The organism is Pseudomonas putida (assembly GCF_005080685.1).
In the GTDB taxonomy this organism is placed as follows: domain Bacteria; phylum Pseudomonadota; class Gammaproteobacteria; order Pseudomonadales; family Pseudomonadaceae; genus Aquipseudomonas; species Aquipseudomonas putida_V.
Genome location: NZ_CP039371.1, coordinates 454,604 through 469,892, shown reverse-complemented (window position 1 = coordinate 469,892; position 15,289 = coordinate 454,604). Strand labels below are relative to the sequence as shown.

General features: G+C 65.3%; 13 protein-coding genes. 6 read left to right on the top strand and 7 right to left on the bottom strand.

What is annotated here, in order from left to right; all coding sequences use genetic code 11:
• Positions 1-56 precede the first annotated feature (56 nt).
• From E6B08_RS02230 to E6B08_RS02210, 6 genes are all read left to right on the top strand, one after another.
• The gene (locus tag E6B08_RS02230) at positions 57-575 is read left to right on the top strand and encodes an RNA polymerase sigma factor (RefSeq protein WP_136912590.1); all 519 of its coding nucleotides are present in this window, start codon (positions 57-59) and stop codon (positions 573-575) included.
• Positions 572-1,528, top strand: coding sequence for a FecR domain-containing protein (locus E6B08_RS02225; protein WP_136912589.1), 957 nt, complete (start codon positions 572-574; stop codon positions 1,526-1,528). The genes E6B08_RS02230 and E6B08_RS02225 overlap by 4 nt, the downstream gene beginning before the upstream one ends.
• 168 nt (positions 1,529-1,696) lie before the next feature.
• Positions 1,697-4,129: a TonB-dependent siderophore receptor gene (locus tag E6B08_RS02220; RefSeq protein ID WP_136912588.1), complete on the top strand. Its 2,433-nt coding sequence runs from the start codon at positions 1,697-1,699 to the stop codon at positions 4,127-4,129.
• 56 nt (positions 4,130-4,185) lie between these two features.
• Positions 4,186-5,298: a PepSY-associated TM helix domain-containing protein gene (locus E6B08_RS02215; protein WP_136912587.1), complete on the top strand. Its 1,113-nt coding sequence runs from the start codon at positions 4,186-4,188 to the stop codon at positions 5,296-5,298.
• Complete coding sequence (locus tag E6B08_RS30770; RefSeq protein WP_192938610.1) at positions 5,295-5,471, top strand: hypothetical protein; 177 nt, start codon at positions 5,295-5,297, stop codon at positions 5,469-5,471. Before E6B08_RS02215 ends, E6B08_RS30770 begins: the two co-directional genes overlap by 4 nt.
• Positions 5,472-5,541: 70 nt before the next feature.
• The gene (locus tag E6B08_RS02210; RefSeq protein ID WP_136912586.1) at positions 5,542-8,361 is read left to right on the top strand and encodes a dermonecrotic toxin domain-containing protein; all 2,820 of its coding nucleotides are present in this window, start codon (positions 5,542-5,544) and stop codon (positions 8,359-8,361) included.
• On the opposite strand, the gene E6B08_RS02205 is transcribed toward E6B08_RS02210, so the two are convergent.
• From E6B08_RS02205 to waaF, 7 genes are read right to left on the bottom strand one after another with little or no spacing between them, the layout of a single operon-like run.
• Positions 8,322-9,764, bottom strand: coding sequence for a lipopolysaccharide kinase InaA family protein (locus E6B08_RS02205; protein ID WP_136912585.1), 1,443 nt, complete (start codon positions 9,762-9,764; stop codon positions 8,322-8,324). The genes E6B08_RS02210 and E6B08_RS02205 overlap by 40 nt on opposite strands.
• On the bottom strand, positions 9,764-10,516 hold the full coding sequence (locus tag E6B08_RS02200; protein WP_136912584.1) for a lipopolysaccharide kinase InaA family protein: 753 nt from the start codon (positions 10,514-10,516) through the stop codon (positions 9,764-9,766). The genes E6B08_RS02205 and E6B08_RS02200 overlap by 1 nt, the downstream gene beginning before the upstream one ends.
• Positions 10,513-11,247: a lipopolysaccharide kinase InaA family protein gene (locus E6B08_RS02195; protein ID WP_136912583.1), complete on the bottom strand. Its 735-nt coding sequence runs from the start codon at positions 11,245-11,247 to the stop codon at positions 10,513-10,515. The genes E6B08_RS02200 and E6B08_RS02195 overlap by 4 nt, the downstream gene beginning before the upstream one ends.
• Positions 11,247-12,053, bottom strand: a complete 807-nt coding sequence (rfaP, locus tag E6B08_RS02190) for a lipopolysaccharide core heptose(I) kinase RfaP (RefSeq protein WP_136912582.1) — start codon at positions 12,051-12,053, stop codon at positions 11,247-11,249. The genes E6B08_RS02195 and rfaP overlap by 1 nt, the downstream gene beginning before the upstream one ends.
• A complete protein-coding gene (locus E6B08_RS02185) occupies positions 12,050-13,174 on the bottom strand; it encodes a glycosyltransferase family 4 protein (RefSeq protein ID WP_136912581.1) in 1,125 nt (374 codons plus the stop codon). The genes rfaP and E6B08_RS02185 overlap by 4 nt, the downstream gene beginning before the upstream one ends.
• Positions 13,174-14,232 carry a lipopolysaccharide heptosyltransferase I gene (gene waaC / locus E6B08_RS02180; RefSeq protein ID WP_136912580.1) on the bottom strand — a complete coding sequence of 353 codons (1,059 nt, stop codon included), beginning with the start codon at positions 14,230-14,232 and terminating at the stop codon, positions 13,174-13,176. Before waaC ends, E6B08_RS02185 begins: the two co-directional genes overlap by 1 nt.
• Positions 14,233-15,282, bottom strand: coding sequence for a lipopolysaccharide heptosyltransferase II (waaF, locus tag E6B08_RS02175; protein WP_136912579.1), 1,050 nt, complete (start codon positions 15,280-15,282; stop codon positions 14,233-14,235).
• Between the last annotated feature and the right edge of the window lie 7 nt (positions 15,283-15,289).

The window sequence follows — 15,289 nt, the reverse complement described above, 5'->3', positions numbered from 1 at the left end:
GCAACAATCGCGAATAGTTATCGTTAGTTAATGCATTCGTTCCAGGGGGACGCTGCGTGTCTTCAGCCCACAGCCCACATGCCGAATTGGTCGGCTCGCTGTACCGCGACCATCGCGGCTGGCTGCTCGCCTGGCTGCAACGCAGCTTGGCCTGTCGCCAACGTGCCGAAGATCTCAGCCAGGACACCTTCGTGCGCCTGCTCGGCCGTGACCAGCTGGACGCCCCTCGCGAACCCCGCGCCTTCCTCGCCGCCGTGGCCAAGGGCCTTTTGTTCGATCACTTTCGCCGCAGCGCCCTGGAGCAAGCCTACCTTGCAGAGCTGGCGCGCCTGCCCGAGGCCGAACACCCATCCCCCGAGCTGCAGCAACTGATTCTCGAAGACCTCAAGGCCATCGATCGCCTGCTCGGCAAGCTATCCAGCAAGGCCCGCGCGGCCTTCCTGCACAACCGCCTGGATGGCATGGGCCACGCCGAGATCGCCGAGCGCCTGGGCGTGTCGGTTTCACGTGTGCGCCAGTACATCGCCCAGGGCATGCGCCAATGCTACGTGGCGCTCTACGGGGAGCCGACGTGAACGGCACGCCGGTATCGGCCAGGGTCCTCGAAGCAGCCATTGCCTGGAAGATGAACCTTGACGAAGGCTACGGCGGCACCGACCAACGCAGCGAATTCATGCGCTGGCACGCCGCCAGCGAAGAGCACGCCCGTGCCTGGCGCCAGCTGGGCGCACTCGACCAACGCGTCAGCGCTGCCGCCGGCCCCGCACGCCAGGCTCTGCAACAATCCCGGGCAAGTTTGCGCCGGCGCATTGTCAAGGCCGGTAGCGGACTGGCCGGCATGCTCCTGCTCGGCTCGCTGCTGGCATGGATCGGCGCGCCCTCGCTGGCGCCCAGCTATTGGCTGGCCGACCAGCGCACTGCCACTGGAGAATTGCGCACCCTGCGCCTGGAAGACGGCACGCTGCTGAGCCTGAACAGCCACACCGCCGTGGACATCGACTACGCCGGCGAGCAGCGAATCCTCGTCCTGCACCAAGGCGAAATCTCGGTGGAAACCGGCCACACCGATCCGCGCCCCTTGTTGGTACGCACCGACGATGGCCGCCTGCGCCCGCTGGGCACGCGCTTCCTGGTGCGCCGCGAAGCCCTGGGCACGCGGCTGGAAGTCTTGCAATCGTCGGTTGCGGCGATGCCCCGCAATAGCGGCGACGAGCAGGTGCTGCAAGCAGGCCAGCAGGTGCTGATGAATGCCAACGGCCTCGGCGAAACCTCCCAGGTAGCCCCCGGGGCGGACGCCTGGACGCGCGGCATGCTGGTCGTCGACAACGTGCGCCTGGCCGACCTTCTGGAGCAACTGAGCCCCTATCGCAGCGGCCACCTGGGCGCTGCCGACGCAGTCGCCGACCTGCGCGTGACCGGCAGCTTCCCCCTGACCAACACCGACCTGGCCCTGGCTTCGCTGGTACCGGCACTGCCGGTGAAGATCGAGCGCCATACGCCGTGGTGGGTCACGGTGGTTCCCAGGTAAACGAACCTGCCTGCTTGCCCCTGCAGGAGCCGGCTTGCCGGCGATGAGGCCACGGCGGGCAAACGACGAATTCAAATAATTCTCACTTTTTTTACGAATACCCCTGTCACTTTTTCAATCTCGCTCGGCAAGGAAGCAACTAGCACTTATCCGTCGAGGAGCCGTTGCATGTCCCGCGCTGTTGATCGTTTGCTTCGCCCTAGCCTGTTGGCTCTGGCCATCGGCCTGTCCGCCCCACTGACCAGCCCCGCCCTGTTCGCCGCCGAGCAATCCGCTCCACGCGCCTACAGCCTGCCTGCAGCGCCGCTGGCCAGCACCCTGAACCAGATCGCCAGCCAGTCGGGCATCGCCCTGGCCATCGACCCCACCCTGGTCAGTGGTCGCACCTCGGCGCCGGTCAACGGTCAGTACGACGGGCTCGGGGCGTTACAGGCAGCCTTGCGGGGTACCGGCCTGCAACTGCAGCAGAGCAGCGCCGGCAGCTACAGCCTGGTGGCAGTGCCGGACGGTGCCCTGGCCCTGCCGGAAACCGCGATCAATGCCGACTCGGCTTATGAAAGCGCCTGGGGACCTGTGGACGGCTACGTCGCCAAACGCACCGCCGCCGGCACCAAGACCGACACCGCGTTGGTCGAAGTCCCACGTTCGATCTCGATCGCCACCCGCGAACAGATGAGCGACCGTGGTGTGCACAGCCTGGACGATGCCGTGCGTTACATGCCGGGTATCGTCTCGGCCAGCTTCGGTAGTGACACCCGTTACGACTGGATGCGCGTGCGCGGCTTCGAGCCGACCCATTTCCTCGACGGCTTGCCACTGCCACGTGGCGTGTATGCCAACCCCAAGCCCGAGACCTGGAACCTCGACCGCCTCGCCCTGCTGCGCGGCCCGGCTTCGTCGTTGTATGGCCAGACCCCGCCAGGCGGCCTGTTGGACATGGTCAGCCGTCGCCCCCAGGCCGAAAGCGAGCATGAAATCCAGCTGCAATATGGCAGCGACAACCACCGCCAGATCAACTTTGCCAGCACCGGCAAGATCGACGATCAGGGCCAGTTCCTCTACAGCGTCAGCGGCGTGATCCGTGATGGCGGCACGCAGATCGACCACATCGACGACAAGCGCTATAACATCGCTCCAAGCCTGACCTGGAACATCGACGACGACACCTCGCTGACCCTGCTGACCCAGTTCACCCGCGACGATACTGGTGCCACCAGCCAGTTCCGACCGATCCAGGGCACCAAGATCGACATGCCGTTCGGCAAGATCTCCCACCACAAGAACCTGGGCGACCCGGATTACGAGTTCTACGATCGCACCTACTACGCACTGGGCTATGCCTTCGAGCACCGCTTCAACGACATCTGGCAATTCCGCCAGAACCTGCGTTACACCAAGACCGATCTGGCATTCCAGACCATCACCCCCGGCAGCTATAACGCTAGCAATCCCCCGGTCCAGGACGATGGCACCGTCAGCCGCCTGTCCACCAACACTGATGAAGACATCAGCCAATTTGCCGTGGACAACAACTTCCAGGCCGATTTCGCCACAGGTGATGTCACCCACACGCTGCTGCTTGGCCTGGACCATCAACGCATCAATACCAACTACTTGTCGATCTTCGATTTCAGCGTGCCGCCAAGCAACGTCAACAACCCGGTCTATGGTTTGCCGATCACCCGCCCGCCTCGCTCCGACGCGTTCTACGACTACAACCAGAAAACCCGCCAGACCGGCGTGTACATCCAGGACCAGATGGCGCTTGGCAAATGGCGACTGACCTTGGGTGGGCGTGAGGACTGGGTACATACCGGTACCAAGTTCTTCAATGACAACGACGCCACCAGTACCGAACGGGACAAGAAGTTCAGCGGTAACGCTGCCATCAGCTACGTATTCGACTCGGGCTTCGTGCCATACCTGTCCTATGCCGAGTCATTCCAACCGACTCTCAACGCAACGGCATCAGCGACACAGTCGTTCAAGCCGACTGAAGGCGAACAATGGGAACTGGGCGTCAAGTACCAGCCACCTAGCTCCAATACCCTGCTGTCGGCAGCGGTATACGACCTCACCCAGAAAAACGTGTCGGTCACCAACAACGTCGGCGGTGTTCCCATCACCAGCCAGACCGGTGAAGTGAAAGTGCACGGCCTGGAGCTCGAAGCCGTGTCCGATGTCACCGAAAACCTGAAAGTGATCGCTGCCTACACCCTGGCCAAATCCGAAGTGCAGGACGGCCTGTACAAAGGCAATCGCCTGCAACTGATGCCCAACCAGCAGGCCTCGCTGTGGGCCGACTATACCTGGCGCAGTGGCTGGCTCGACGGCTTCGGCATCGGCGCCGGTGCGCGCTACACCGGCAACACCTACGGCGACCAGGGCAACACCTACCTGGGCAAGGCCAACGCCTACACGGTGTTCGATGCCTCCGTGCACTATGACCTGGGGCGTCTGGACAACAGCCTGAAGGGCGCCTCGGTGGCGGTTAACGCCACCAACCTGTTCGACAAGGACTACCTCTCCACCTGTGACTCGTTCTACTGCTACTACGGCGACGAACGTAGCGTCGTCGCCAGCGCCACCTATAAGTTCTGAGTGAGCAAGGGCCGCACAGCGGCCCTCGCTTCCAACAGACAAGCAACGGAACCGTGATGAAAAGCCCAACCATTCGCCGCTGGTCGGTGATCCATACCTGGAGCAGCCTGGTCTGCACCGTGTTCCTGCTACTGCTGGCGCTCACCGGCTTGCCGCTGATCTTCCACCACGAACTCGAACACCTGCTCGGCGACGCCCCCGAACTGCGCGAAATGCCCGCCGACACCCGGCACCTCGACCTGCAACAGTTGGTACTCAAAGCCGAGCAGCACCGCCCCGGCGAGGTGATGCAGTATTTCGGCTACGACGAAGACGAGCGCAACGGCGTGGTCGCCATCACCGCGGCCACCGCCGGCACCGAACCGAATTCGTCGCACACCTTCATGCTCGATGCCCGCACCGGCGAAGCCGTGGCCATGCCTGCCGCCAATGGCGGCTTCATGATGATCATGCTGCGTCTGCACGTGGACATGTTCGCGGGCCTTGCCGGCAAGCTGCTGCTGGCCTGCATGGGCCTGTTGTTCGTGGTCGCCATCGTGTCCGGCACCGTGCTCTACGCCCCGTTCATGCGCCGCCTGGCCTTCGCCACGGTACGCAACGACAAGTCGACGCGCCTGCGTTGGCTCGACCTGCACAACCTGATCGGCGTGGTGACCCTGGCCTGGGCGCTGACCGTGGGCGTCACCGGCGTGATCAGCGCGCTCTCCGACCTGGTCATCGCCGCCTGGCGCAACGACAGCCTGGCGGCAATGGTCGCGCCCTACCGGGACTCGCCGCCACTCAGCGAACGTGCCCCGGCCACGCGGCTACTGGACATCGCCGAACAGGCCGCCCCCGGCATGCGCCCGGACTTCATCGCCTTCCCCGGCACGCGCTTTTCCAGCGAACACCACTACGCCGTTTTCATGAAGGGCGCCACCCACCTGACCTCGCACCTGCTCACCCCGGTGCTGATCGATGCGCGCACCCTGGCGGTCACCGCCGTCGGCGAGCGACCCTGGTACATGGATGCCATGGGCCTGTCGCAGCCGCTGCACTTCGGCGACTACGGCGGGCGGCCGATGCAGATTCTCTGGGCCGTGCTCGATGTGCTGACCATCATCGTGCTCGGCAGTGGCCTGTACCTGTGGTGGGGCAAGCAACGCAAGGTCCGGGAGGTGCGCCCATGAGCCACCGGTCACGCGCTACCTGGCGCATCTTCCTCTGGCCGTGTGCGATCGCGGCGCTCGGCGCGGCGGGACTGTTCGCCGCGCTGCTCGGCGACGGGCTCTGGGACGCGCTCGCCTGGCTGGGCCTGGGCATACCCGCCATACTCAGCCTGCGCGGGCTGTACCGCAGATGAGGTAACCCGCTGCCACACCGAGGCCTGCCGTAACGACCATGCTCCTGGCCCGCCCAACAGGAGCATGCCCATGACCCCCTTGCAGCGTCTCAAGTCCCTGGACGCCCCCATCATCCAACTGCTCGCCGGCTTTCCGGCACACGACCGCGCGCTGCCCTCCTGGCAGGCCCGGCAACGCTTCTTCGGTGACCTGGCCGATTACTGGAATGCGCCAGACAGCACCGGCGAAAACCGCAAAGCGCGCCTGATCCAGCTGCGGGGCAGGCAATTGCGCGCCGAGATCGAGCTGCGCATGGCCGACCAGACACTCGAACCTGCCCATGCCCAACTACTCGAAACCTGTCTGGACAAACCGCTGTCCTGGCAGCGGCAAGTACTGCCCGCCGCGACACGCCCACAACTGTACCGCCCCTTGCTAGATATCACCCGCCCCAATTGGCGGGGCCATATACCCGGTGTAGTGGTAGTCGTGGAAGGCGGCCCGTCCGGTCAGTTGCTGACCCACGACCAGGCCAGCGGCCGAGCCTTGCTATGCAGCGTCTCCCACGGCATCGAAGCGTTCAGCGACCTGTCAGCACTGCACCGGGAGCTCTGCGAGCGACTCGACGACCCACTGCAAAGCCTGCCCCTGCTGCGGCTGTTCGCTCGTACCGACGATCAGAGCTATGCGCACAATGCCGAACGCCTGCGCTATGACTGGCTGACCGAAGACTTGCTGCAGTCGCAGGTCCAAGACCTGCTCGATGCCCAGCAAAGGCGCCTGGCCGAATGCTGGCAGACCCACCCCGAGCCAGCACAGACGAGCACCCAAGAGGCGTTCGCTGCACGCCTGCGCAGCGCCGCAGACCTGCTCGAAGCCACCACCAGCAGGGCGGTATTACCCACACGTTACGCCCTGCTGCTGGAAAAGCACTCGCCCACCTGGCTCAAGCGCGCCTCGCCGCAGGCACTGACGCATATCATGCAGACCATCCAGGAACTGGTGATCAGCATCGACCGGGCCGCTGCACCGGGTATTCCCCGCCACCACGAGTTTCTTGAGCAAAACAGCTTGCAGGTCTGGACCCGAGAACGCCTACACCAGGCGTTACGCCAGCAGTACCTGCTCGACATCGACCCCCGTCACGTGCTGATCAGCGTGACCATGGCGCGCCAGGTCGGACCGGTGCTCCATCCCTCGCTGCCGAACAGCTACGTGCCTGTGGCCAGCCGTGATCGGGTGGGTGGGACCGTCGAGCTCGTACCTCGCACCTACAGCCTGGAACAACTGGCATTGCTCAACGTCGCCTGGCTGGACGTGGACTACTGGCTGACCGCACGTGTTCACCAGGCAGACGGCAGCGCGTTGCCCGAGCTCAGCGCGGCGCAGGCGAAGAAGCTGGTGCGCGAACTGAATACCGGGGCTAGCTATCCACGTTTTCTGCGCACCCACCTGATCGACTCCGCTGCCGGTCGGTGGCGCCAGCAAGCGCATGCCAACATCAACCGCGCGCGCATGCACGCCGAAGCAGCCAAAGGCCGTTATGCCGGACACTTCAAGTACAGCCCTGGGCAAATCGGCTATCGCTGGGCCAGGGCGATCATGAACTTTCCGGACAGCCAATGGCGGCCCCTTGTGCAGGAAAACCGCATCCAGGTGCGGCAGATGCTGATCAGCAACCAGACGCTTCAGGGCGTACTGCTGATCACGACCGACACGCCGACGGTCAAGCGTTTCCTTCTGTATGCCCCCGATGCGCCCGACCGCAAGCCTTGGCGCGAATATGCCTCGGTTCGCGAGTTGCTACGCTCACTGCGCGACAAACCGGCCTTTCGCGACTACGTGATCGAACGCCTGCCCATGGTCAAGCGCGGCACACTTCAAACCCTGTTGACCAAAGGACGATTGGGACGGGAACTGACCACCCCGGAAATTACCGGCAACTTCCTGCACGCCTGTTACCTGGCCGAAGTGCGTGCGGTCATCGCCGCCGTGGATGCCAGTACCAACACCCGCCTGGAACTGCTGGGCCATGCCAGTCTGCGGGCGCTGTGGGTCATCCTCGATATCGTCAGCCTGATATTGCCCAACCGCGCCCTGACGCCCCTGGCCTTTGGCCGGGCAGCCATCTCCGCGCTGGATAGCGTCCAAGCGCTGGACGAGGATGACCGGATCGGCGCCTTGGGCCATCTGGTCGAGATGTTCACTCATGCCGGCGACGGCCTGAACAGCATCAGCGGCTCAACCGTGGTGCGCCGAGCGATCCGCGCCATGCCACCGACACCGCCGGTGATGCTGCCGCCGAGCTACAAGGTCCATCCCGAGCCCGCCAAACTGCGTTACCGCATCGATGGCATCCATGGCGAAGGCGTATTCGAAAAGCCCTCGACCTACCCGGGCCTGACCCACTACTACATCCAGGACAATACCGGGTTCTACTACCAGGTAGCGTTCGATGGCTACCGCTGGCGCGCCGTCGACCCACAACAGGTCGATGCCTACACCAAGGTGGCGGTCAAACGCCGCGAAGATGGAGAATGGGTCGTCGACTCACCGGTCCTGTGGTACGACGGCCTGCCGGACCTTGCGGCGCTGCTGGACGGTTGTCGTCTGGAGGAGGTACCGCAGGGCGTAGCCGAACCCTCCACACCCGGTGTCTACCGCAGTAACGACAAGCTGCACCTGCGCGCTGGCGGCCATGCCCTACCCTTGCGCGCCCACTTGCTCGAACACCATTACCACCTGCTGATTCCAGGCCAACCCAGTCGTCGTGGTCCGGCTTGGGCAATCCTTCGCTGGCAGGATGAGCAATGGCGAATCCGCGTGCGCCAGCCAGGACGCAGTAGCGACTGGCTGGCGCTACCGGCCGGCTATTCCGACAACCGTGGCAGCAGCCGATCAAGCCGCTGATGCAAGGCACTGCTCGCCGGCCAGTTGCGCAACAGGCGCGCCCGGTCACGGGCATAGGCCTGAGCGAAACTCAGCTGGGTAGCGTGCTGGCACATGGCGTCGAGGTCGATCAACGACCACTGGCCGTCCTGCCAGAACAGGTTGTGGCCCTTGAAGTCGCCATGGCTGATGCGCTCGCGAATCAACTGGCGCATCAGCCGCACCAAGGCATCGACCTGCTCCTCGGGCGCATCGCCGTTTTCCACGAAAGGTGCGAAACAGGCCGCCAGGTCCGGGCCGTCCAGGTATTCGGTGATCAGGTAGGCGCGGCTGCGCAGGCCCATCACGCGCTCTTCCAGCACGGCCAATGGACGCGGGGTGGCGATGTCGAGAAACGCCAGGCGATGGCCTTCGATCCACGAATGCCAGGCCCGGCTCGGGCGCCAGAAGCGCTTGAACCAATGGGCGGTGTTCTTGATGTTGTAGCGCTTGAGCACCAACGGCCGGCCGTCGACTTCGATACGTGCGACGCTGGCCGCACCACCGGTCTTGTACACGTGGCCCTTGTCGATCAACGCGTCGGCCTGCGCCAGCACCGGCAGCAGCGCGTCCACTTCACCGCGCACGATGGCCCGCAGGCCCGACAGGCTGCGCTGAACGCTGAACAACGTGCATTCGCGACCGGCCTTTTCCAGGTAGTCCTTCTGCCGCCAGTTGCGCACCTTGTCGACCTGCTTCTGCAACGCTTCGAGCGGCAAGGCATGCTCGGCGTTGGCCAGCAGGTAGTGCACTAGCAGCTCTTCGATGAACGGCTCCAGGCGCTTGGGCAACTGGGCGAACAACACACCGAGGTTTTCCAGCACACGCGGGCGCGAAAGCTGCTGGCCGGCAGTCTCGACGCGAATGCCCGCGCCGTCGATGAGGTACAGCTTGCCGCCATGGCGCAGCAGGTTGTCCAGGTGCAGGTCTTCCTGCCACAGGCCCTTGGCATGCATGTGTGCCACGGCGGTGAGGGCCTCGCCCAGCACCAGGTGTTGCGCATCGGACAGCACCGGCTGGCGCTCCACCTCGGCCCAGGCATCGGCCAGGCTCTGGGCGCCATCGAGAAACTCGAACAACAGCCAGCCGCCCTCGCCTTCCTTGAGCCCGTCGGCCAACAGCGTCGGCGTGGTCAGGCCTTGTTCGGCGAGCAGCTTCACGCCTTCGAGTTCACGCTGGAAGTGCCGTGCGGCGCTGCCGCCAACCAACAACTTGGCCAGCACCGGCGTGCCGCGCCAGATGCCGGCGCCGACGTAGCGCTGGCCAGGCAGCACGCGCAGCAGGCTGAGCAGCTGCAGGTCGCTGTCGCCGGCGGCATCGGCGAGGGTGACGGACAGCGGCAGCGCCGGGCTGCGGCCCAAATCCTTGAGTTCAGACAAACGCATCAGCGGGCCTCTTTTTCACGACGGCGTTGCGTCAGGCGTTGCAGCCAGGCGCCTACCTGGGCGCTCTCGGCCGGTTGCGCCAGGTAGGCGGCAAGCAGCGTGCGCACATCCGCTTCGCTCCAGGCGCGGGCACGGCGCAGCAGGGGTTCCAGGTCCTTGAGCCGGTCGCGCATGCCGAACAGCAACGGCCGGGTCTTTTCCAGGTCGATCAGTTGCGCGTCCCAGCCCTCGCGGCGTTGGCGCAGGAAAATATGCTTGGGGTAGAAGCAGCCGTGGACCTGGCCGGCAGCATGCAAGGTGCGGGCAAGCCCGCCGCAGGCGAGCAGGATGCCATGGCGCGTCGGCGCATCGAACTGCGGCCATTGCGCCAGCAAGCTTTCCAGGTCGCTCCAGCCATCCAGGGCGCGGGTCATGAGGATCGCCCGGTGCTCGTCGGCGTGCTTGCGCTCGCCGTAGAACACCGCCTGCAAGGCAGGGATCGCGAGCTTCTGGTAGCGGCTGATGTTGCGGAATTCACGGGCGAAGGTCGGCTCGCCAAAAGGCCGGTGCAAGGTGCGGGTCAGGTAGTTGGCCTGGCGCTTGAGGTAATAGCCCTTGCCTTCGAGTTCCATGCGAAACACCTGGCTCCAGCCACCACGCCCGGTGTTGGGTTCATCCACGGCATCCAGTTGCAGCGCCCACAACGCCTCGAAATCATTCAGGCCATGGCGCTGCAGCAGCGCGAGGTCGGCGCTGGCCAGGTAATCGGTCATTCCCTTCCCTCGAAGAAGCCCAACACCTGGCGGATGCGCCGTTTGTCACGGGCATTGAGGCGCTGGCGCTGGCGGTACTGCAGGTAGAAACGCAGGCGCTGGGTCGCCGACAGGTGATATTTGGCGACCTTGTCCAGGCACGCCAGGTCCTTGATCAGCCGGTGGCGCCACATGAAGCCACGCCAGAAGTCGCCGGTCGGGCAGTCGATGAAGAACAGCGTGCCCTGATCGTCGACCAGCAGGTTGCGCCACTTCAAGTCGTTGTGCGCGAAGCGGTGCTCGTGCATGACCCGGGTGTGCCGCGCCAACTGGCGGCTGACATGGTCGACCCAGTGGCGGTCGGCCAGGCGCGGATCGTTGCGCTTGGCCAGCTCTTGCAGGTCTTCGGTGCGCGGCAGCTCGCGGGTGACCATCGCCCCCCGGCCAAAGGCCAGGCCATTGCGCTCCAGGCCCCAGGCCACCACCTCGGCCGTGGGGATATGCCACTTGGCGAACTGCTTGAGGTTCTGCCATTCGGCCTTGATCCGCGGCCGGCCCAGGTAGCGGCGCATGTGCTTGCCGGCGCCGGTGTAGCGCTTGACGTAGTAGTTGACCCCGTCACGCTCGACGCGCACCACCTCGCTCAGCGGGTCACGCGTCAGGCGCTCGCCCTGTACGGCGAACACCGCATCGAGGCTACCGAAGTCCGCCGCCAGGTGCTCGTAGCCCGGCGCCAGTGTCCAACCCGCCATCAGAGTGCGTCCCCATAGCGTTGCTTGCGATCGTAGAGTTTCTGCGCCTTGCGCTCGAGCCAGGCGAGCAATGCCGCTTCGTCGGCGAACACCTGGCGCAACGGGCGCTGGAAGTAGCCGCGCAAGAAGCGCAACTTGTCGCGGCGCGTCAGGCCGATGTCCAGGGCCGAGAAGTAAAGGGCGGCAAGGTCCTTGTCGCGCCAGCGCCGGCTGATTGTCGCCCGGGTCTGGGCACGGTGCAGGTCGATCACCGACAGCTTGAAGTCTTCCGGCGTCACCGGGCGGTCGGTGTGCAGCAGGAAGTGGCAGATGTAGCAATCGCGGTGATTGACCCCGGCGCGGTGCATGCCGCCGGTCATCTTCGCCACTTCGCCGATCAAGGCCCATTTCAGGCGTGGCGCGGGCGGCTGCTTGACCCAGTCGAGGCTGTAGTCCTCCAGGCTGATGGTCGGCGCCAGTTCCTCGGTGACGATGAACGAATGCTGGCGAGCCGGATCGCTGCCGCGCTCGCCATAGGCCACCGCGGTCATGGTCGGCACGCCCACCTCGTGCAGGCGCTGGATGGCCCGCCATTCCTGGCCGGCTCCGAGCACCGGCAGCTTGGCGGTGAACAGGTTCTTGAAGATCTCGCCCCAGCCGATGCCGCGGTGGATCTTCACGAAGTAGCCCTTGCCTTCGACTTCGGTGCGCAGTGTGCGGCGCCCCTCGAGTTCGCGGTAGACCTCGCCCTGCAGCGCCTCGACCGCCTCGAAGGCGTCGCGCTTGGCCCACAGACGCTTGAATGGCTCGGCCAGGATCAGCTTCATGCGCCCACCTTCCCGAGGATCACGTCGGCGGCATGCTGCGGCATGCTGTAGAGATCGGCCGTGTCGGCGAACGCCAGGCCGTTGCGCGCCCAGTCGGCACGGGCCTGCGGGTCCTCGAGCATGCGTTGCAGGTAATCATTGAGCTGCTCTTGCTCGAACGGCTCGTCCAGCACCAGGCCGCTGTCGGCCTCGGCGATGTAGTGGGCGTATCCGCACACCTTCGACACCAGCACCGGCAACCCGGCCACCAGGGCTTCGAGCAGCACGGTGCCGGTGTTTTCGTTGTAGGCCGGGTGGATCAGCAGGTCGGCACCGAGCAGGAAGCGCGGGATATCGCTGCGCCCCTTGAGGAACTGCACCTGCTCGCCCAGGCCCAGGGTAGCGCTCTGCAGCTGAAACACCTTGGGGTCGTCCTGGCCGATGACCATCAGCCGGGTGCGCTTGCGCAGGGCCGAAGGCAGCGCGGCCAGGGCCTTGAGGCTGCGGTCGACGCCCTTGGTCTTGAACCCCGAGCCAATCTGCACCAGCAGCAGGTCGTCATCGCCCAGGCCAAATTCCTTACGGAACTCGGCGCGGATCTCGGCGGCATTGGCCGGCGCGCGACGGTCCTGGGAAATGCCCGGCGGCAGCAGGTGGAAACGTTCCACCGGGGTGCCGTAGTGCTTGATGAACAGCGGTTGTTGCACCTCGGAGATCATCAGTACCTCGGTGTGTGCGTCCTTGGCGAACACGGCGCGCTCGTACTCGGCGAAATGCCGGTAGCGGCCCCAGCGACGGTACAGGCCGCCACGCAGGGTCTGGGCCTTGTCCTCGAAGCAGCCGTCGGCGGCGTAGTACACGTCCAGCCCCGGCATCTTGTTAAAGCCGATCAGGCGGTCGACCGGGCGCTTGGCCAGGTCCTCGGCCATCCAGGCGCTGAGCTTCTCGTTGCGGCGGTGGTTGAACAGCGCCTTGACCGGCGCCACCAGCACCTCGAAGCCCGGCGGCACGTCACCTTCCCAGATCAGCGTGTAGACACGGATCTGGTGGCCACGCTTCTGGCACTCCAGGGCGATGCGCATGAAATCGCGCTGCAGCCCGCCGAACGGGAAGTATTTGTAAAGCACGAAAGCCAGTTGCATCAACGAACATCCTCAGCCAGCAGCAGCGCGCTCAAGCGGCTCGCCACATGCTCGGGATTCAGGCGAGTGAAGCACAACGGCCACTCGCGTTTGATATCGAACCGGCGCAGGTCGTCGGCGCTCGGTTTGTAGGTGCATTTCTTTTGCAGGCAAGGGGCGCAGGGCCAGTCGCTGGCCTGGTGAATCTGGGTACGGCCATAGGCCCCGGTCAGGCCTGGGTTGGTCGGGCCGAACAGGGAAATGGTCGGCACGTCCAGCGCTGCGGCCAAGTGGCCCAGACCGGTATCCACGGCCACGCAGGCCTTGGCCGCGGCCAGCACGCGGGCGACCCCGGCAAGGTTCAATTTGGGGAGTACCTGGCAGTTGTTCAAGCCTTGGGCGATGCGCTCGGCACGCGCCTTCTCGGCAGGATTGCCCCACGGCAGGCACACCTGCAGCTTGCGCCGGCCCATGCGTTCGGCCAGTTCGCGCCAGTAGGCCTCGGGCCAGTGCTTGGTGGCCCAGGTGGTGCCATGCAAGAACACCACGTAGGGCGCGGCGGGCGGCAGTTGCAGGCGGTCGAGGTCGAGCCCGTAATTGCCCAGGCCCTCCGGCAGGTCGTAGGCCAGGGCCATGGCGAACAGCTGACGCACGCGCTCCACGGCATGTTGCCCGACCGCTACCGACAGGCGCCGATCATAGAAGCGGCTGGCCCAGCCCTCGCGGGCCGAGTAGCGGTCCAGGCCGGCCACCGGCGCCTTGACGTAGCGGGTCAGCCAAGCTGACTTGACCAGGCCCTGGGCATCGATCACCAGGTCGTACTTACGCGCGCGCAGACGTTGCTTGAACGCCTTCCACTCGCCGCTCTTGAGGGTCTGCCAGAGGTTCTTGCGCCAGCGACGGATCGCCACCGGAATGACCTGGTCGACCGCCGGATGCCAGCTGGGGATCTCGGCGAAGCCTTCTTCCACCACCCAGTCGAAGCGGATGCCCGGGATCGCGTGGGCGGCATCGGTAATAGCCGGCAGGGTGTGGATGACGTCGCCCAGCGACGAGGTCTTGATGATCAGTACCCGCACTTAGTCGACCTCGGTCACGGTATCGATCAACTCCGGCCCGCCCAGGCGCGTCAACGCGGCGATGACCATGCCCGGGTCGAGCAGGCGCAGGCAGTTGTAGTGGCCGAAGCGGCAGGTGCGGTCGAAGCACGGGCTGCATTCGATGCCGGTACGCACGATCTCCACCTGCTCGGCCAGCGGCGGGGTGAAGCCCGGCGAGGTCGAGCCATAGACCGCCACCAGCGGACGGTTGAGCGCGGCAGCCACGTGCATCAGGCCGGAGTCGTTGGTGACCACGGCGTCGGCGCAGGACATCAGGTCGATGGCCTCGGCCAGCGACGTTTCGCCAGCCAGGTTGTACGACTCCTCACGGAACCCCGGGATCAGCCGGTCGCGGATCTGCTCGCCGACCGGGTGATCGTTCTTCGAGCCGAACAGCCACACCTGCCAGCCTTGGCGAATCAGCGCATCGGCCACCTCGGCGTAATGCTCGGCGGGCCAGCGCTTGGCTTCACCGAATTCGGCGCCTGGGCACAGCGCCAGCACCGGGCGATCGAGCGCCAGGCCGAACTTGGCCAGGGCGGCGTCGCGGCTCTGCGGCTCGATGCGCAGGCTCGGGCGCGGATACGGCTGCGGCAGCTCGGCGCCCGGCGTGTAGGCCAGGGCCATGAAGCGTTCGATCATCAGCGGGTAGCGGGCCTTGTCCAGCTTGCGCACGTCGTTGAGCAGGCCGAACCGCATCTCGCCACGCCAGCCGGTGCGTTTGGGGATGCCGGCGAAGAACGGCACCAGCGCCGACTTCAGCGAGTTGGGCAGCAGGATCGCCTGATCGTACTGGCCAGCCAGGGATTTGCCGATGCGTCGCCGTGTGGCCAGCTCCAGGGCTCCGTGGCCGAGCGGGAAGCTCAGAGCCTGGCGCACCTCGGGCATGCGCTCGAGGATCGGCCGGCTCCACTCGGGGGCCAGGACATCGATCGCGCAGTCGGGGTGCTGCTGTTTCAGGCGCTGGAACAGGGTCTGCGCCATCACCATGTCGCCGACCCAGCTGGGGCCAATGATCAGTATTCTCATGCTTAGT